The organism is Pseudomonas sp. SJZ074 (assembly GCF_007828215.1).
Taxonomy (GTDB): domain Bacteria; phylum Pseudomonadota; class Gammaproteobacteria; order Pseudomonadales; family Pseudomonadaceae; genus Aquipseudomonas.
In genome coordinates this window covers 83619-100582 of the sequence record NZ_VIUE01000019.1, presented here as the reverse complement: position 1 = coordinate 100582, position 16964 = coordinate 83619, and the positions used below count along the sequence as shown (strand labels likewise).

Annotated in this window: 17 protein-coding genes; 7 read left to right on the top strand and 10 right to left on the bottom strand. The window is 60.7% G+C overall.

All coding sequences use genetic code 11. From position 1 onward, the window contains the following. Nucleotides 1-183 precede the first annotated feature (183 nt). The gene (locus FBX99_RS19295; RefSeq protein ID WP_144926330.1) at nucleotides 184-852 is read left to right on the top strand and encodes a polysaccharide lyase family 7 protein; all 669 of its coding nucleotides are present in this window, start codon (nucleotides 184-186) and stop codon (nucleotides 850-852) included. A 491-nt stretch (nucleotides 853-1343) separates the two neighbouring features. Then, entirely contained in the window at nucleotides 1344-1610 is a 267-nt protein-coding gene (locus FBX99_RS19290) for an I78 family peptidase inhibitor (RefSeq protein ID WP_144926327.1), read from the top strand. Between the two features lie 134 nt (nucleotides 1611-1744). Here the strand turns inward: FBX99_RS19290 and fba are convergent, their stop codons facing one another. The 6 genes from fba to tkt all read right to left on the bottom strand — a co-directional run bounded on the left by fba (nucleotide 1745) and on the right by tkt (nucleotide 8087). Further along, nucleotides 1745-2809: a class II fructose-bisphosphate aldolase gene (fba, locus tag FBX99_RS19285; protein ID WP_024778835.1), complete on the bottom strand. Its 1065-nt coding sequence runs from the start codon at nucleotides 2807-2809 to the stop codon at nucleotides 1745-1747. A 243-nt stretch (nucleotides 2810-3052) separates the two neighbouring features. Continuing rightward, nucleotides 3053-3385, bottom strand: a complete 333-nt coding sequence (locus FBX99_RS19280) for an MliC family protein (RefSeq protein ID WP_144926324.1) — start codon at nucleotides 3383-3385, stop codon at nucleotides 3053-3055. Between the two features lie 57 nt (nucleotides 3386-3442). Then, nucleotides 3443-3664 carry a hypothetical protein gene (locus FBX99_RS19275; RefSeq protein WP_144926321.1) on the bottom strand — a complete coding sequence of 74 codons (222 nt, stop codon included), beginning with the start codon at nucleotides 3662-3664 and terminating at the stop codon, nucleotides 3443-3445. Between the two features lie 31 nt (nucleotides 3665-3695). After that, a complete protein-coding gene (locus tag FBX99_RS19270) occupies nucleotides 3696-4859 on the bottom strand; it encodes a phosphoglycerate kinase (protein WP_145132564.1) in 1164 nt (387 codons plus the stop codon). Nucleotides 4860-4883: 24 nt separating this feature from the next. After that, entirely contained in the window at nucleotides 4884-5939 is a 1056-nt protein-coding gene (gene epd / locus FBX99_RS19265; protein WP_144926315.1) for an erythrose-4-phosphate dehydrogenase, read from the bottom strand. A gap of 150 nt (nucleotides 5940-6089) precedes the next feature. Then, nucleotides 6090-8087, bottom strand: coding sequence for a transketolase (gene tkt, locus FBX99_RS19260; protein ID WP_144926312.1), 1998 nt, complete (start codon nucleotides 8085-8087; stop codon nucleotides 6090-6092). A gap of 255 nt (nucleotides 8088-8342) precedes the next feature. Between tkt and FBX99_RS19255 the strand changes: the two genes are divergently transcribed. Together FBX99_RS19255 and metK are read left to right on the top strand one after the other, a co-directional pair. Further along, nucleotides 8343-9338, top strand: coding sequence for a metalloregulator ArsR/SmtB family transcription factor (locus FBX99_RS19255; protein ID WP_144926309.1), 996 nt, complete (start codon nucleotides 8343-8345; stop codon nucleotides 9336-9338). Nucleotides 9339-9357: 19 nt separating this feature from the next. Next, entirely contained in the window at nucleotides 9358-10548 is a 1191-nt protein-coding gene (gene metK / locus FBX99_RS19250; RefSeq protein WP_144926307.1) for a methionine adenosyltransferase, read from the top strand. A 115-nt stretch (nucleotides 10549-10663) separates the two neighbouring features. Here metK and FBX99_RS19245 read toward each other — a convergent pair whose 3' ends face one another. Further along, nucleotides 10664-11284, bottom strand: coding sequence for a LysE family translocator (locus FBX99_RS19245; protein ID WP_144926304.1), 621 nt, complete (start codon nucleotides 11282-11284; stop codon nucleotides 10664-10666). Between the two features lie 208 nt (nucleotides 11285-11492). Between FBX99_RS19245 and ligB the strand changes: the two genes are divergently transcribed. Together ligB and FBX99_RS19235 are read left to right on the top strand one after the other, a co-directional pair. Beyond that, nucleotides 11493-13166 carry an NAD-dependent DNA ligase LigB gene (gene ligB, locus FBX99_RS19240; RefSeq protein WP_144926301.1) on the top strand — a complete coding sequence of 558 codons (1674 nt, stop codon included), beginning with the start codon at nucleotides 11493-11495 and terminating at the stop codon, nucleotides 13164-13166. Between the two features lie 88 nt (nucleotides 13167-13254). Beyond that, entirely contained in the window at nucleotides 13255-13650 is a 396-nt protein-coding gene (locus tag FBX99_RS19235) for a DUF1090 domain-containing protein (protein ID WP_144926298.1), read from the top strand. 91 nt (nucleotides 13651-13741) lie between these two features. Here FBX99_RS19235 and FBX99_RS19230 read toward each other — a convergent pair whose 3' ends face one another. Then, on the bottom strand, nucleotides 13742-14191 hold the full coding sequence (locus tag FBX99_RS19230; protein ID WP_145132562.1) for a cytochrome c: 450 nt from the start codon (nucleotides 14189-14191) through the stop codon (nucleotides 13742-13744). A gap of 125 nt (nucleotides 14192-14316) precedes the next feature. Here FBX99_RS19230 and FBX99_RS19225 point away from each other — a divergent pair, with 125 nt between their 5' ends. Continuing rightward, a complete protein-coding gene (locus FBX99_RS19225) occupies nucleotides 14317-15504 on the top strand; it encodes a murein transglycosylase A (RefSeq protein ID WP_144926292.1) in 1188 nt (395 codons plus the stop codon). Nucleotides 15505-15639: 135 nt separating this feature from the next. Here the strand turns inward: FBX99_RS19225 and FBX99_RS19220 are convergent, their stop codons facing one another. Together FBX99_RS19220 and FBX99_RS19215 are read right to left on the bottom strand one after the other, a co-directional pair. Next, nucleotides 15640-16023 carry an MAPEG family protein gene (locus tag FBX99_RS19220; protein WP_047702407.1) on the bottom strand — a complete coding sequence of 128 codons (384 nt, stop codon included), beginning with the start codon at nucleotides 16021-16023 and terminating at the stop codon, nucleotides 15640-15642. A gap of 52 nt (nucleotides 16024-16075) precedes the next feature. Then, complete coding sequence (locus FBX99_RS19215) at nucleotides 16076-16909, bottom strand: EamA family transporter (RefSeq protein WP_144926289.1); 834 nt, start codon at nucleotides 16907-16909, stop codon at nucleotides 16076-16078. Nucleotides 16910-16964 lie beyond the last annotated feature (55 nt).

The following is a 16964-nucleotide window of genomic DNA, read 5'->3' as shown; positions in this document are numbered from 1 at the left end:
AACGGTCATTTGTCTCGGGCACAAAAGCGGCAAATGCAACTCTGACGGACTGTTGACGCCACCCCTCCGCCGCACGAGCGTACCAAATACTCGTTCGCGCCCCCTCCTGGCTTCAGCAAAATCGCGTCTTAGAGCCTCCGGCTGTGGCGTAAATCATTTCTTCTTCTCGGAAAGGATCCGAACATGGTCGATCTTGCAACCTGGAACCTGAGCATCCCCGAAGGCAATCCGCCGAAGACTATCGAAACCCCTCGGCTGGTGGATGGGTTCCGGGATAAATATTTCAATTCCGAAGGCAGCACGGTGTATTTCTGGTCACCCGTCACCGGTACCAAGACAGAAAACGCAATCTACCCGCGCAGCGAATTGCGCGAGACCTACAGGGACGGCACCTTGCGCAACTGGTTGTACCCCGAGGCCGACAATAAATTGAGCGCGACCCTGGTCGTCAACCAGGTGCCCAGCAGCGGCAAGATCGTGATCGGTCAGATTCATGCCAAGGACAGCAGCAAACCCATGGTGAAACTGGAATACCAGTACAAGGATGCCAGCGACACCGGCGACATCGTCGCCAAAGTCCGCATGCGCCCCGATGACAGCAAGGGTCGGGTCGTCACAGTGGCCAGCGGTGTAAAACTTTCTCAGGCGTTCTCTTACCGGATCCACCTGGATCGTACCGGGGACCTGGGTATCACCGCGGCGGGTCGTAGCTGGTACACCACCATCAGCTCTACATGGCGGGTCAAGCCGCTGTACTTCAAGGCTGGTGTGTACGTGCAGGACAACACGGGCTATACCAGCGAAGGCGGAAAAGTGACGTTCAGCAAGCTGGATATCGATCACAACACCTGATATCGCCTCAGGCGCCGCAGCAGCGAAATGCTGCGCGCCTGCCCTTCTGAAAATCTCGTAGGAAAACACCTACTGTGGGCGTCCTACAGGTCGGTTGCTGGGTCAAAAATCCGCTCTGAATCCGCTCTATAGTTAGGGTCGTCGCTGGCTTTGGTCAGGGACGGGGTTTCACAGCCCTAAATTGAGAATGAGACCTTGCACCGTCGAATGAAAACTCAGGCAAACTTGTCGGCGTTCATTTTATGGCGGTTGGGTGTGGGAGACCTTCGGACCTGCCGGGTTTGGTCTCTTCCTCAGTCTGCGAACCCGCACGCAACTGCCACCTCAGGCCGCCTCGACGGCTTTAATTAAAAAATATTAAAAAGGAAAGTAAATTTCAAAACCTTATAAAAAACTGTCATAGCTGACAGTAGATCCGGTTGGCCAAACTCCTCAGGCTAAGTCCATCCCGTAACAAAACGGGCCTTATTCATTAAAAGGAGTTTAATGTCATGATCAGTAAATCATTGGTCTTAACATCGATTTTATTGCTGGGCGCAACCGCGAATGCACAGGCCGCCTGCGATGCAGCAGCCGTAAAGCATTTGGTCAATACAATGGAAACCCCCAGCCTCACGAGCGAGGCCACTCAAGCGTCAGGAGCGGTGAGTGTGCTACTGGTTAGACCCGGCGGTGTTGATATCAAGTTCAAAAATCCTGATCGCCTTAAAATCTTCATTGACGATACAGGCAAAATAACAGACGTAAGATGCGAATAACTCATCGACACACCGACTGCTACAGATCGTGCATTTCAAATAGGTGATAAATGGACATTTGCTCTAACGTCTTCGCCTCCAAACAATCACACAAAAAACCCGCATCACTGCGGGTTTTTTATATCGCCTAAGCCTCAGTTGACCTTAGCGTTCAACTCACCCTTCAGATACCGCTGGAACATCGCTTCCATAGAGATCGGTTTGATCTTCGAAGCATTACCCGCCGTACCAAAGGCCTCATAACGCGCAATACACACATCACGCATCGCAGTCACGGTCGCGCCAAAGAACTTGCGCGGATCGAACTCGCTCGGGTTGGTCGCCATCAGACGGCGCATGGCACCGGTGGACGCCAGGCGCAGGTCGGTGTCGATATTGACCTTGCGCACGCCGTGCTTGATGCCCTCGACGATTTCCTCGACCGGCACACCGTAGGTTTCCTTGATGTCGCCACCGTACTGATTGATGATCGCCAGCCATTCCTGCGGCACCGAGGACGAGCCGTGCATCACCAGATGGGTGTTGGGAATGCGCTTGTGGATTTCCTTGATGCGGTCGATCGCCAGCACGTCACCGGTGGGCGGCTTGGTGAACTTGTAGGCGCCGTGGCTGGTGCCGATGGCAATGGCCAGGGCGTCGACCTGGGTTTTCTTGACGAAGTCGGCGGCTTCTTCCGGGTCGGTCAGCATCTGGCTGTGATCCAACACGCCTTCGGCGCCGATACCGTCTTCTTCACCGGCCATGCCGGTTTCCAACGAGCCCAGGCAACCCAGCTCACCTTCCACCGAAACGCCGCAGGCGTGGGCCATGGCAACGGTCTGTTGGGTGACGCGTACGTTGTATTCGTAGTCGGTCGGGGTCTTGCCGTCTTCGCCCAGGGAGCCGTCCATCATCACCGAGCTGAAGCCCAGTTGGATGGAGCGCTGGCAGACGTCAGGGCTGGTGCCGTGGTCCTGGTGCATGCACACCGGGATGTGCGGAAACTCTTCGATTGCCGCCAGGATCAGGTGACGCAGGAACGGCGCACCGGCGTATTTGCGGGCACCGGCCGAAGCCTGGACGATGACCGGAGAGTCGGTCTTGTCAGCGGCTTCCATGATGGCGCGCATCTGCTCAAGGTTGTTGACGTTAAAGGCTGGGACGCCGTAGCCGAATTCGGCTGCGTGGTCCAGCATCTGACGCATGCTGATAAGTGCCATTGTGTGTCTCTCCCGGTCGAGGGTCGTTAATCGTGCCAGCCTGCCGTAGCGGCGGCGGCTATTCAAGTCATTGCAGGTCGGGGGTTGGCCCTCGCCTGCGTGTTCGGTGAAACGAAATCTCAAAACTATAGAGGCCCCTGTGGGAGCGGGCTTGCTCGCGAATGCGGTTTCACATTCAGCAGATATGCAAGCTGACCCGCCGCATTCGCGGGCAAGCCCGCTCCCACATTGGATCTATATGGATCAATTGGCCTTGCAACCCCGCCCAATCAAGTCATTGGTGGCGACCCAATACACCAGGCCTTCCTCACCCTTGATGTGAAAGGCCAGCATGTCATCGCTGTACAGCGAACCTTCAGCACCCGGCTCAAGCTTGAGGCGATAAACCTTATCGGCCCCGCCCAGGCGTACATCGACGGCCTTATGGGTGGCGTCGGTATAGCGCCAGAGCACCTTGGCCTCGCTGTCACAGGTCCAGGTCGTCCAACCCGCCACAGGTTCGGACGCATTCGAAAAACCCAACTGCGCGCAACCGGCCAGCGATGCCAATGCCACAACGGCGATCAAGCCTTTCATCCGTGTTCCTCGACCGGCGGCGCATGCCGCCAGCCATGAGTTAAAGGGTCAGACCCGTCAAGGACAACCATGTTCCTTGGTCGGGGTTTGCGTTTCGTATTTGTCCAGACCGTCCGGCCCGGAGCGCTTGTTCAGCACCGGGTTGGTTTCTGCCTGCCAGTCCGCCTGGTAGCAGCCTGGCTCCGGATCGCTGGCGGCCGGTTCCGGCGTCGCTGGCGGGTGACTCCCACAAGCGGCCAGGGCCGCGGTCAACAACAAAAGCGCCCACGTCTTGACCATAAAAACACTCCCTTGCCTGGTCAATTCAGCCTCAGGCCGTGGCCCGGCTTTCCAGGACTTCTACCGCCGGCAGCACTTTGCCCTCGACGAACTCGAGGAACGCACCACCGCCGGTGGAGATGTAGGAGATCTGTTCGGCCACGCCATATTTGTCGATGGCCGCCAGGGTGTCGCCACCACCGGCGATGGAGAACGCAGCGCTGTCGGCGATGGCCTGGGCCAGGACCTTGGTGCCGTTGCCGAACTGGTCGAACTCGAACACACCGACCGGGCCGTTCCACAGGATAGTCCTGGAAGATTTCAACAGTTCGGCAAAGTTGGCCGCCGTCTGCGGGCCGATGTCCAGGATCATGTCGTCGGCGGCCACGTCGGCGATGGCCTTGACGGTAGCAGTGGCGCTTTCGGCGAATTCCTTGGCGACCACCACGTCCACCGGCAACGGCACGCTGACCTTGGCGGCGATTTCGCGGGCGGTGTCCAGCAGATCCGGTTCGTACAGGGACTTGCCGACCGGGTGACCGGCTGCGGCGAGGAAGGTGTTGGCAATACCGCCGCCGACGATCAACTGGTCGCAGATCTGGCTCAGGCTGTTGAGCACGTCGAGTTTCGTCGACACCTTGGAGCCAGCAACGATGGCCGCCATTGGCTTGGCCGGTGCGCCCAGGGCCTTGCCCAATGCATCCAGCTCAGCCGCCAGCAGCGGGCCGGCCGCAGCAACCTTGGCGAACTTCGCCACGCCGTGGGTCGAGCCCTCGGCACGGTGGGCGGTGCCGAAAGCGTCCATCACGAACACGTCGCACAAGGCGGCGTATTGCTGGGCCAACTCGTCGGCGTTCTTTTTCTCGCCCTTGTTGAAGCGCACGTTTTCGAACAGCACGACATCGCCGGCCTTCACATCAACGCCGCCCAGGTAGTCAGCCACCAGCGGCACTTCGCGACCCAAGGCACGGCTCAGGTAATCGGCCACGGGCTTGAGGCTGTTTTCGGCAGAGAACTCGCCTTCGGTCGGGCGGCCCAGGTGGGAGCAGACCATCACGGCCGCACCTTTTTCCAGGGCCAGCTTGATGGTCGGCAGCGAGGCCAGGATACGCGCGTCGCTGGTGACAACACCGTCCTTGACAGGGACGTTGAGGTCTTCGCGGATCAGTACGCGCTTACCTTGCAGATCGAGGTCGGACATCTTCAACACGGTCATGGGTCGCAATTCCTGGGTAACTGTTTAGAGAGCAGGTTTTTTAGAAGCGGTTTGCAGGTAATGCCCGGCAACATCCAGCATTCGATTGGCAAAACCCCATTCGTTATCGAACCAGGCCAGGATATTCACCAGCCTCGGGCCGGATACACGGGTCTGACTGGCATCGACGATGGCCGAATGGGGGTCATGGTTGAAATCACAGCTGGCATGAGGCAACTCGGTGTAGGCGAGCAGGCCTTTGAGCGGGCCGCTGGTAGCGGCTTCGCGCAGGATCCGGTTGACCTCGGTGGCGTCGGTATCACTCACGGTCTGCATCGTCATATCGAGGCAGGACACGTTGACCGTCGGCACTCGCACGGCTTTGGCCTGAATTCTCCCCGCAAGTTCCGGCAGCAGCCGTTCAATGCCTCGCGCCAGACCAGTGGACACCGGAATCACCGACTGGAATGCCGAGCGGGTGCGGCGCAAGTCTTCGTGATGGTAGGCGTCGATCACCGGCTGATCGTTCATCGCCGAATGGATGGTGGTAATCGACACGTATTCCAGGCCAATGGCCTGATCCAGCAGGCGCAACAGCGGCACGCCGCAATTGGTGGTGCAGGAAGCGTTGGATACCAGCAACTCGCGGCCAGTCAGGCAATCCTGGTTGACGCCGTAGACGATGGTAGCGTCCACATCCGCTTCACTGGCCATCGGTTGGGAAAACAACACCCGCGGTGCACCGGCAGCGAGGAAACGCTCACCGTCCTCGCGAGTGTGATAGGCACCGGAACACTCGAGCACCAGATCGACGCCGAGGGACGCCCAATCGATGCCTTCGGGAGTGGCGCTGCGCAAGACTTTCACGCAGTTGCCATTAATGTGCAGACAATCGCCCTGGACCCGTACTTCGCCGGGAAACCGGCCATGGGTGGAGTCGAAGCGTGTCAGGTATTCGATGCTGGCCATGTCGGCCAGATCGTTGATGGCCACGATTTCGAAGCCGGCCTCTGCCCCTCGCTCGAACAACGCACGCAAGACGCAACGACCAATCCGGCCGTAGCCGTTGAGTGCAACTTTGTAGGGACGCGGTTGGGGCATGGAGGTTCTCTGACCAGGGTGAGTCCATTAGGGCAGCGTCGGCTGAATCAGCGCTATCGCGAGCAGGCTCGCTCCCACAGGGTCGGTGGAGATCCTTGTGGGAGCGAGCCTGCTCGCGATGACGGCAGTCCGGACGACGCAACTTTCGGATCAGTCTTCCAGCAATTCTTCAGCCTGACCCAGGATGTTCTCCAGGGTGAAACCGAACTCCTCGAACAACGCCGGCGCGGGCGCCGATTCGCCGTAGGTGGTCATGCCGATCACGCGACCTTCCAGGCCCACGTACTTGTACCAGTAGTCGGCATGAGCAGCCTCGATGGCGATCCGCGCGCTGACCTGCAGCGGCAATACCGATTGCTTGTAGCCGGCGTCCTGGGCATCGAACACGCTGGTGCACGGCATGGACACCACGCGCACGTTGCGGCCCTGCTCGGTCAGTTTGTCGTAGGCCTGGACCGCCAGGCCGACTTCGGAACCGGTGGCGATCAGGATCAGCTCAGGCTCGCCGATGCAATCCTTGAGCACATAGCCGCCACGGGCGATCTCGTCGATCTGGCCGGCTTCGCGGGCCTGATGCTGCAGGTTCTGGCGAGAGAAGATCAGCGCCGACGGGCCGTCATTGCGCTCGATCGCGTACTTCCAGGCCACCGCCGATTCCACGGCGTCGCATGGACGCCAGGTGTCCAGGTTCGGAGTGCAGCGCAGGCTCGCCAGTTGCTCGATCGGCTGGTGAGTCGGGCCATCTTCGCCCAGGCCGATGGAGTCGTGGGTGAAGACGTAGAGCACGCGCTTCTTCATCAAGGCCGACATGCGTACGGCATTGCGGGCATATTCCATGAACATCAGGAAGGTGGCGCCATAAGGCACCAGGCCGCCGTGCAGCGCTACGCCGTTCATGATCGCGCTCATGCCGAACTCACGAACGCCGTAGTACATGTAGTTGCCGCTGGCATCTTCGGCGGTGACGCCCTTGCAGCCTTTCCACAGGGTCAGGTTAGAGCCGGCCAGGTCGGCCGAACCGCCCAGCAGTTCCGGCAGCAATGGGCCGAAGGCATTCAGGGTGTTCTGGCTGGCCTTGCGGCTGGCGATGGTTTCGCCCTTGGCCGCGACTTCGGCAATGTAGGCCGAGGCTTTTTCGGCGAAGTCGGCCGGCAGCTCACCGCTGAGGCGACGCACCAGTTCGTTGGCCAGCGCAGGGAATTCGGCGGAATAGGCAGCGAAACGCTGATCCCAGTCGGCTTCAAGGGCACGGCCCTTTTCCTTGGCGTCCCATTCGGCGTAGATGTCCGCCGGAATCTCGAACGGACCGTGTTCCCACTTCAACGCAGCGCGGGTCAGGGCGATTTCCTCGGCACCCAGGGGGGCACCGTGGCAGTCTTCCTTGCCCTGCTTGTTCGGCGAGCCGAAACCGATGGTGGTCTTGCAGCAGATCAGGGTCGGCTGGGCGCTCTTGCGGGCCGTCTCGATGGCAGTCTTGATCTCTTCTGGGTCGTGGCCATCAACGTTACGGATCACCAGCCAGTTGTAGGCTTCGAAACGTTTCGGCGTGTCATCGGTGAACCAGCCCTCGACTTCACCGTCGATGGAAATGCCGTTGTCGTCGTAGAACGCGATCAGCTTGTCCAGGCCCAGGGTGCCAGCCAGGGAAGCGACTTCATGGGAAATGCCTTCCATCATGCAGCCATCACCCAGGAACACGTAGGTGTGGTGATCGACAACGTTATGACCCGGCCGGTTGAACTGCGCTGCCAGGACTTTTTCCGCCAGGGCGAAGCCCACGGCATTGGCCAGGCCCTGCCCCAGCGGGCCGGTGGTGGTTTCCACGCCTGGGGTGTAGCCGTATTCGGGGTGGCCCGGGGTGCGGCTGTGCAATTGACGGAAGTTCTTCAGGTCATCGATCGACAGATCGTAGCCGGTCAGGTGCAGCAGCGAGTAGATCAACATCGAGCCGTGGCCGTTGGACAGCACGAAGCGGTCACGGTCAGCGAACGAAGGATTGCTCGGGCTGTGCTTGAGGTAGTCGCGCCACAGCACTTCGGCGATATCCGCCATGCCCATCGGGGCACCTGGGTGGCCGCTGTTGGCTTTCTGCACGGCATCCATGCTGAGGGCACGAATGGCATTGGCACGCTCACGACGGCTGGGCATCGCTGATCTCCTGGGTTTGAATAACGAAACTGAAAAAAGGCGTGCATTTTCCCTCACCCACCCGCCCGGGGCAATGACAGATAGTCATCCAGAGCGGTTTTTCCGGTGGATAAAGTCGCTTTCGCCAGGTGAAACCTTTCCGCTGATGGTTTGTAGAGTAAAGCCCGTTTCAGGAAGTGCCATTTATCGAGCAATATCAAAACTTTTTGATATTGACCTTGCGGTGATCCAGCCCCATCACTAGACTGCCGCCCTATGAACTTACGCGTGCCGTCCATTCGCCATGAAGACAGCGATGAGCTGGCGGCCCTCTGCAAGGCCGGCGGCGATCCGTTGCGGCTCAACGTATTGCGCGCACTGGCCAACGATTCGTTCGGCGTATTGGAGCTGGCGCAGATCTTCGGCATCGGCCAGTCCGGCATGAGCCATCACCTCAAGGTCCTGGCCCAGGCCGACCTGGTGGCAACCCGCCGCGAAGGCAACGCCATTTTCTATCGCCGTGCCCTGCCCCATACCGAGCTATTGGGTGGTAAGTTGCACGCGGCATTGCTGGATGAAGTGGACGAGCTGCACCTGCCGGCGGAAGTGCAGGCGCGCATCGCCCAGGTGCATGGCCAGCGGGCCGCCGCCAGCCAGGACTTTTTCGCACGGGTAGCGGAAAAATTCCGAGCCCAGCAGGACCTGATCGCGGGACTGCCGCAATATCGTGAGAGCGTCGTGGCGCTGCTCGACAAGCTGAGCTTCGAGCCTGCCGCCACCGCCATTGAAGTCGGCCCCGGCGACGGTGCTTTCCTGCCGGAACTGGCGCGGCGCTTCAGCCAGGTGACGGCGCTGGACAACAGCCCGGCCATGCTCGAACTGGCGCGCCAGGTGTGCGAACGCGAACAGCTGACTCATGTCAGCCTGCAATTGGCCGATGCCTTGGAGGGCGTGAACCTGCAGGCCGATTGCGTTGTATTGAACATGGTATTGCATCATTTTGCCGCACCGGCCGATGCGCTCAGGCACATGGCCGGCCTGCTGCAACCAGGCGGTAGCCTGTTGGTGACAGAGTTATGCAGCCACAACCAGAGTTGGGCCAGGGAGGCCTGCGGTGATCTCTGGCTGGGGTTTGAACAGGACGACCTGGCCCGTTGGGCCACCGCTGCGGGCCTCGTGCCCGGGGAAAGCCTCTATGTAGGCTTACGTAATGGTTTCCAGATCCAGGTTCGCCACTTTCAGCGACCGGCTGGCGACACTCACCATCGGTAACTTGTAGGAAAACATCGAGATGAGCGAATACTCCCTTTTCACCTCCGAGTCCGTGTCTGAAGGGCATCCGGACAAAATCGCCGACCAGATTTCTGATGCGGTGCTGGACGCCATCATTGCTGAAGACAAGTTCGCCCGCGTGGCGTGCGAGACTCTGGTGAAAACGGGCGTGGCGATCATCGCCGGCGAAGTCACCACCTCGGCCTGGGTCGACCTGGAACAGATCGTCCGCGACGTCATCCTGGGCATCGGCTACAACAGCTCCGACGTCGGCTTCGACGGCGCGACCTGCGGCGTGATGAACATCATCGGCAAACAATCGGTGGACATCGCCCAAGGCGTTGACCGCAGCAAGCCGGAAGATCAGGGCGCTGGCGACCAGGGCCTGATGTTCGGCTACGCCAGCAACGAAACCGACGTGCTGATGCCGGCCCCGATCACCTTCTCGCACCAACTGGTGCAGCGCCAGGCCGAAGCCCGCAAATCCGGCCTGCTGCCGTGGTTGCGTCCGGATGCCAAGTCCCAGGTCACCTGCCGTTACGAAAACGGCAAGGTGGTGGGTATCGACGCCATCGTGTTGTCGACCCAACACAACCCTGAAGTTTCCTACAAAGACCTGCGCGAAGGCGTGATGGAACTGATCGTCAAGCACGTACTGCCTGCCGAGCTGCTGACCAAGGACACCCAGTTCCACATCAACCCGACCGGCAACTTCATCATCGGTGGCCCGGTAGGCGACTGCGGTTTGACCGGTCGCAAAATCATCGTCGACAGCTACGGCGGCATGGCCCGTCACGGCGGTGGCGCCTTCTCCGGCAAGGATCCATCGAAGGTTGACCGTTCGGCGGCCTACGCCGGTCGCTATGTGGCCAAGAACATCGTCGCCGCAGGCCTGGCCGAGCGCTGCGAGATCCAGGTTTCCTACGCCATCGGCGTTGCACAGCCTACATCGATCTCCCTGAACACCTTCGGCACCGGCAAGATCGGCGACGACAAGATCATCAAACTGGTTCGTGAAGTGTTCGACCTGCGTCCGTACGCCATCACCACCATGCTTGACCTGCTGCACCCGATGTACCAGGAAACCGCAGCCTACGGCCACTTCGGTCGCACGCCGCAAACCAAGACTGTCGGTGGCGACACATTCACCACCTTCACTTGGGAAAAAACCGATCGCGCCGACGCCCTGCGCGCCGCTGCCGGCCTGTAATACCTGCTGATATGAAAAAGCCCCTGGCGACCTGGTCGCCAGGGGCTTTTTCATGTTCGGAATCACAACCCCTGTGGCGAGAGGATTCATCTCCTCGCCACAGGGGCCCTTCAAGCTACGTCCGCCGCGCCACCAGCAGGAATGAAGCCGCGCTCGCCAACAGCCCCGCACACATCCGGTTGAACAGACGCTTGCCGCTGGGTTGGGCAAACAGCTTTCGCGCATAGATGCCCATGTAGCAATACAACCCGATGGCAATGCACTCCAGCGCCAGGAACAACCCGCCCAGCACGGCGAATTGCTGGGTGACGGTGCCCGAGCGGTCAACGAACTGCGGCAGAAACGCGGTAAACAACAGGATCGCCTTGGGATTGCCGATCGCGACCAGGAACTCCTGGCGCGCCAGTTGCCCCATGCCCTTCGAACCCATCGCAGCTTCGCTATCGGCCTCGGGTCGGGCCCGCCACAGTTGAACGGCAAGGTAGAACAGATACCCGGCCCCCACGAGTTTGATCCCCAGGAACAACAATTCCGAGGTATGCAGCACGGCGGTCAGTCCCACCGCTGCCAAGGCAATCATGATGGCGAACGCCAGCAGCCGACCCATACCGCCGCTGCACGCCCGGACGAAGCCATAACGCGAGGCGTTGCTGATGGACAACAGGTTATTGGGGCCTGGCGCCATGTTCAGGGCGAAACAGGCCGGAATGAAAACAGCGAGTGTCGTCAGGTCCATCGGGGTGCACTCCTGGCAGCGCGGATCGGAAGATCCATTCTGCGCCGGCCAGCAATGGGTTCAAGAGACAGTTACGCGGTCAAATCGCGTCCCACTGTACCGCCACAGCAATGCCATCAGGCTCGGCAAAATCCGGTAACCATCCAGCCCGCGCCTCCTCCGAGTCAGTGGCTAGCCTTCAGGCACATTACCCAGCAAGGATGCTTCGATGCTGCCGCTATTATGTGTACTCGTCGTTTTAATACTCACCCCTATCCCCGTCATCGCCGGTCCTTGCCCCGACTGGTCCGACCAACGCGCCCGGTCGGAGGTCGCGGCCCTGCAAAGGCAAATCGACGCCTGGGACGACAACTATCACCGTCTGAACCGTTCGTTGGTCGCCGACGAGCTTTACGATCAGTCCCGTAGGCAACTGGACCAATGGCGCAACTGTTTCGATCTTGCGGTAACCGCTGACCCGCTGCGTTCGGCGGCCGGCAAAGTGCGGCATCCGATCCCTCATACGGGCCTGGATAAACTGAAGGATGCCGACGCCGTGCGGGCCTGGCTGCAAAATCGGGAAGACATCTGGGCCCAACCGAAAGTCGACGGCGTAGCAGTCACCCTGATCTATCGCGAAGGTCGCCTGCACCAGGCGATCAGCCGCGGCGATGGCGTTCAAGGCCATGACTGGACGTCGACAGCGCGCAAGATCGGCGCCATTCCCCAGCGCCTGCGCCGGCCTTCGGACCTACTCGTCCAGGGGGAGCTGTACTGGCGACTGGATAAGCATGTGCAGGCCAGGGATGGCAGCTTCAATGCCCGGGCAATCGTGGCAGGCTTGATGACCCGTAAGTATCTGACGACGGAAGAAGCCTCGGGTATCGGCCTGTTCACCTGGGACTGGCCCGAAGGTCCCGCCACCCTGCCCGAGCGGGAGGCCGCATTGCATGCCCTGGGCTTCACCGACACCCGTGGCTACAGCCAGCCCATCCAGGCCGCGACCGACGCCGAACGCTGGCGCGACCACTGGTATCGCACACCGTTGCCATTCGCCAGCGACGGGATCGTCTTGCGCCAGAGCCGCCGACCGCCTGCCGAGCGCTGGAAGGCCAAGGCGCCGTTCTGGGGCGTGGCCTGGAAATACCCTTACGCCCAGGCACTGGCCGAGGTACGCAAGGTTCACTTCAACGTCGGGCGCACCGGACGCATCACGCCACTGCTGGAACTCGAACCTGTCATGCTCGACGACCGACAGATCCGCCGGGTGAGCGTCAGCTCCCTCAAGCGCTGGGAGGAGTTGGATATCCGTCCGGGAGACCGGGTAGCCATCAGCCTGGCCGGGCTGACCATCCCGCGACTCGATGACGTTGTGCTGCGTAGTGTCGAGCGGCCGGACATCACTGTGCCCGTGGCGGCGGATTATCATCCGCTGAGTTGCTGGCAACCGACACCCGGCTGCGAAAGCCAGTTCCTGGCGCGCCTGAGCTGGCTCAGCGGCAAGCAGGGCCTCGCCCTGCCCCATGTCGGCCCCGGAACCTGGGAAAAACTCCTGGCGGCGGGCCGACTCGACGGATTGCTGGATTGGATGACCCTCGATGCCGCCGAGCTTGCTAACATGGCCGGCTTCGGCGAACGCAGCAGCACCCGCCTGCTCGTCAGCTTACACAGCGCCCGACAACGCCCGTTCGATCAATGGCTCAAGGCCCTTGGATTACCGCCCACCGGAGCGGCCAGGCTGGATGGGCCGTGGGCGGTACTGGCCGAACGGACTACCGAACAATGGCAAGCTGAAGCCGGCATCGGGCCGGGACGCGCCGCGCAGCTGAGCGCTTTCTTTCGCGACCCGCACGTGCTGGCGTTGAGTGAAGTATTACGGGCTGCCGGAGTCGAAGGTTTCTGACATTGTCCCGCGCAGTTGAACCCAGGGGCGGACGTGCGTTCCAACAGCGCATCTGGACCGACCGCTCGCGAGTTTTTACGGAGTTGCTATGAATTTCCTGCCCCCCTTTGCCCTGATGGTGTTGTGCGCCACCCTGGCCGCGCCCCTGATGGCGGACGAGCAAACCCCGGAACTTACCGGTTGTGCAGCCAAGCGCCAGGGCATCATCAACCAGATCGAATTGGCCAAATCTCGAGGTAATGCAGATCAACAGGCAGGCCTGGAAACGGCCCTGAATGAAGTCACCACCCATTGCACCGATGCGTCCTTGCGCAAGGAGCGTGAAACCAAGGTGCTCGACGCCAAGCACGAAGTCAGCCGTCGTCAGGCTGACTTGGAAAAAGCCATGAAAAAAGGCGATCCCGAGCGGATCAACAAGCGCAAGGACAAGCTCGCAGCCTCCCGCAAGGAGTTGCAGGAAGCGGTGGATGAGTTGGATAAATAAGCGGCGAGTTTCGAGCTACAAGCTTCAAGTAACGGCGGACCGCGAGCCCTTTATTTGCAGCTTGTACCTGGCAACTTGAAGCTGCCCCACCTCAATGATCCCGAAATTCCTTATGACAGGCACTGCACGCATCCTCGACCTTCTGCACCGCCGGCCCCAGGTAACTGGCGCTGTAGGGCTGGACCTTGCTGGCCGTCACCAATTGCGCGGTGGCCGCTTCAAGACTGTGGGCAAGTTCCTGGAACCGCGCCTGTTTCTGCCAGACTTCATCCCGGGCACTGGTGTGGTCCTGCTCGCGTACTGGCGGGAAGTGTTTCCACGGCTCGCGGGACAGCTGGTCAAGCTGCACGGCACCCTCGGCGAAGCGGGCACCGTCGAACGGGACCCGCCCACGCAACATGCCGCCCAACTCTTCGTTGGTCTTGAGCATCTGCTTGAAAATCGCCTTACGCTGGCCCAGCGGGGAGTTGGGATCGACACCGCCGCAGGCGGACATCATCAGGCAGGCCAGCATAAGCATGGAAAATCGTTTTACAAACATCTTGGCCTCGGGACAGGAAACGGCGGTTAGTATCCTCGGGTCATCGGCAAAGACCAATGGCCCTATTCACAATACGGGTTGTTCGAATGCCTGACAGCGTTCGAACGACTGCAAGGAAAAATTTCATGAACAGCCGCTTCAAGACCTGGCACAAAGGCCTGGCATTGACCCTACCGCTGATCGCACTGCTGTCCGGCTGCAACCGCGGTGATAAGGTGGAAGAGCCCCAGACTCACGCTCTCGCCACTTATGCCAGCGCCCCCTGGGAAGCGCTGCCGGCGGTCTCCGATGACGACCTGCTGGCCGGTTTCGGCTCCTGGCGCAGCGCCTGCACCCGGCTCAAGACCGATGCGACCTGGGGAGCCACCTGTGCAGCGGCGGCCAATGTGCCGCAGACCGCTCCCGCTGTGCGCAACTTCCTGAAACAGAACCTGGACGTCTACGGCCTGCGCTCGGGAGACAACAGCCCCAATGGCCTGATCACCGGCTATTACGAGCCGGTCTACCCTGGCAGCCTCACCCAGACCGCCAGCGCCAACATCCCGGTGTACGGCGTACCGGACGACATGATCATCGTCGCGCTGGACAGCCTTTACCCCGAGCTCAAGGGCAAGCGCCTGCGCGGTCGCCTCGAAGGCCGGGTACTCAAGCCCTACGACGACGCAGCCACCATCGAGACCAACGGCGTGAAGGCGCCCGTGATTGCCTGGCTGACGGACCCGATGAACCTGCAATTTCTGCAAATCCAGGGTTCGGGACGTATTCGGCTTGATGACGGTCGCCAGTTGCGCATCGGCTATGCCGACCAGAACGGCCACCCTTACCGGCCAATCGGACGCTGGCTGGTCGAACAGGGCGAGCTGAAGAAGGAAGACGTGACCATGGGCACCATCAGTGCCTGGGCCAAGGCTCATCCGACGCGGATCCCCGAGCTGCTGGGCAGCAACCCCAGCTATGTGTTTTTCAACCGCAACCCCGACAGCAACGAAGGCCCCCGGGGCTCGTTGAATGTGCCGCTGACCGCTGGCTATAGCGTGGCGGTGGATCGCAAGGTCATCCCGCTGGGCAGCCTGTTATGGCTCTCCACAACCCGCCCTGATGGCAGCGCATTGAACCGACCGGTAGCGGCCCAGGACACCGGCGGCGCCATTACCGGCGAAGTACGAGCGGACCTGTTCTGGGGAACCGGCGAAGCCGCGGGTCAATTGGCCGGCGACATGAAGCAACAGGGGCAGATCTGGATGCTGTGGCCCAAGGGCACGGCGTTGCCGCAAGTGCCGCAGGTGGCGAATACCGTCACCGCCAATCCCTGAGAGATGTGTTGTCTGTACCGGCCTCGTTGCGAGCAAGCCCGCTCCCACACTGGCTCTGTGTCGTTCACAAATCAAATGTGGGAGCGGGCTTGCTCGCGAAGAGGCCAGAAGGGCTTCAGGATTCAATAGCCAGGCTCAGACAGAAACACAGAAGAAACTGACAATCAGCCCCACTCCCACGAACCACACCAGCGAACGCAGAATCGCCCAGTCCGCCAGGTAGCAAATGATGTACAGCAGGCGGCTGGTGATGAACAGCACCGCCAGCACATTGATGGTTACCAGCTCGGCATTGCCGGCCAGGTGCGCAACGATCACCGCGGCAGCAAATGCCGGGGCAATTTCAAAGCTATTGAGCTGCGCGGCATATGCGCGCCGGGGAAAACCCTCGAGGGTTTCCAGGAAGTCCCGAGGATCGTGGTTGTCTTGCAACCGGTATCTCCCGCCGATCTTGGCGATGGCGATACACAGGTAAGGCAGGATGATCGCGATCAAAATACACCACAGGGCAACCGTCATGACGCAGTTCCTTCTTTGAGTTTCAGGGGGGAATTGAAAATCGGGGAGTCGCTCAGAATTTCATCACCAGCATGCCAATCAGCACCAGCCCGCAGGCTAAGAGCCGCGGCCGACCAAAAGGTTCTTTCAGGTAGCGCATGCCGAACAGCACCACCAGGATCACACTGATCTCCCGCAGCGCCGCCGCTTCGGCAATCGACCCCAGTTGCATGGCCCAGAGCACCAGAGCGTAGCTGAACAAGACGCAGAGCCCGACCGCCAACCCGAGCCGCCACTGTTCAAGCCAGAACCGCACGAAGGCCGGTCGTTTGCTCACCACGGCCAACAGCGGGAATGGCCAGGCGCAGAACAGAGTGATCCAGACCAGGTAGTCCAGCGGATGGGACCAACGCCGCAGGGCCTGGCCATCGATGTAGGTGTAGCAACCGATGCACAAGCCAATCAGCACCACCACCGGCAGCATCGACCAGGGCAGTCGCTCGCCACCCCCGCCTTGCCATAGCAGGCACAGCATACCGAACGGAATCAGCAAAATGCCGAGGGCCTGCTGAGTCGTCAGTACTTCGCCAGCAAAGACCAGCGTCAGGGCCAATACCACCAGCGGCGACAAGCCGCGCATCAACGGATAGACCAATCCCAGATCTCCGACCCGATACGCCTGGATCAGCAGATAGCGATACAGCAGCTCGAAGGCTGCCGACGCCAGGATCCACGGCCAGATGTCCATCGGCGGCAGCGCCACGAAGCCCAGGGCAGATATGGCGAACAGCAGCGCGACGCTGTCCATGCATACCACCACCAGAAGGCGCTCGCCGCTGAATTTGATCAACGTATTCCAGGCGGCATGCAGCAGCGCAGCCACCAGCACCAAGGCCGTTGCAAGCACAGCACCTCCTTATCCCACCGAGCAGCTACGCAATGAATGGGTTCGCGATCCGTCC

Excerpts from the sequence above, each read along its gene's own strand:
- FBX99_RS19290 (WP_144926327.1), top strand. The coding sequence starts at position 1,344 with ATGATCAGTAAATCATTGGTCTTAACATCGATTTTATTGCTGGGCGCA.
- FBX99_RS19280 (WP_144926324.1), bottom strand. The coding sequence starts at position 3,385 with ATGAAAGGCTTGATCGCCGTTGTGGCATTGGCATCGCTGGCCGGTTGC.
- FBX99_RS19270 (WP_145132564.1), bottom strand. The coding sequence starts at position 4,859 with ATGACCGTGTTGAAGATGTCCGACCTCGATCTGCAAGGTAAGCGCGTA.
- FBX99_RS19245 (WP_144926304.1), bottom strand. The coding sequence starts at position 11,284 with ATGGACCTGACGACACTCGCTGTTTTCATTCCGGCCTGTTTCGCCCTG.
- epd (WP_144926315.1), bottom strand. The coding sequence starts at position 5,939 with ATGCCCCAACCGCGTCCCTACAAAGTTGCACTCAACGGCTACGGCCGG.
- FBX99_RS19225 (WP_144926292.1), top strand. The coding sequence starts at position 14,317 with ATGAACAGCCGCTTCAAGACCTGGCACAAAGGCCTGGCATTGACCCTA.
- FBX99_RS19295 (WP_144926330.1), top strand. The coding sequence starts at position 184 with ATGGTCGATCTTGCAACCTGGAACCTGAGCATCCCCGAAGGCAATCCG.
- FBX99_RS19220 (WP_047702407.1), bottom strand. The coding sequence starts at position 16,023 with ATGACGGTTGCCCTGTGGTGTATTTTGATCGCGATCATCCTGCCTTAC.
- tkt (WP_144926312.1), bottom strand. The coding sequence starts at position 8,087 with ATGCCCAGCCGTCGTGAGCGTGCCAATGCCATTCGTGCCCTCAGCATG.
- FBX99_RS19230 (WP_145132562.1), bottom strand. The coding sequence starts at position 14,191 with ATGTTTGTAAAACGATTTTCCATGCTTATGCTGGCCTGCCTGATGATG.
- fba (WP_024778835.1), bottom strand. The coding sequence starts at position 2,809 with ATGGCACTTATCAGCATGCGTCAGATGCTGGACCACGCAGCCGAATTC.
- metK (WP_144926307.1), top strand. The coding sequence starts at position 9,358 with ATGAGCGAATACTCCCTTTTCACCTCCGAGTCCGTGTCTGAAGGGCAT.
- ligB (WP_144926301.1), top strand. The coding sequence starts at position 11,493 with ATGCTGCCGCTATTATGTGTACTCGTCGTTTTAATACTCACCCCTATC.
- FBX99_RS19255 (WP_144926309.1), top strand. The coding sequence starts at position 8,343 with ATGAACTTACGCGTGCCGTCCATTCGCCATGAAGACAGCGATGAGCTG.
- FBX99_RS19235 (WP_144926298.1), top strand. The coding sequence starts at position 13,255 with ATGAATTTCCTGCCCCCCTTTGCCCTGATGGTGTTGTGCGCCACCCTG.
- FBX99_RS19275 (WP_144926321.1), bottom strand. The coding sequence starts at position 3,664 with ATGGTCAAGACGTGGGCGCTTTTGTTGTTGACCGCGGCCCTGGCCGCT.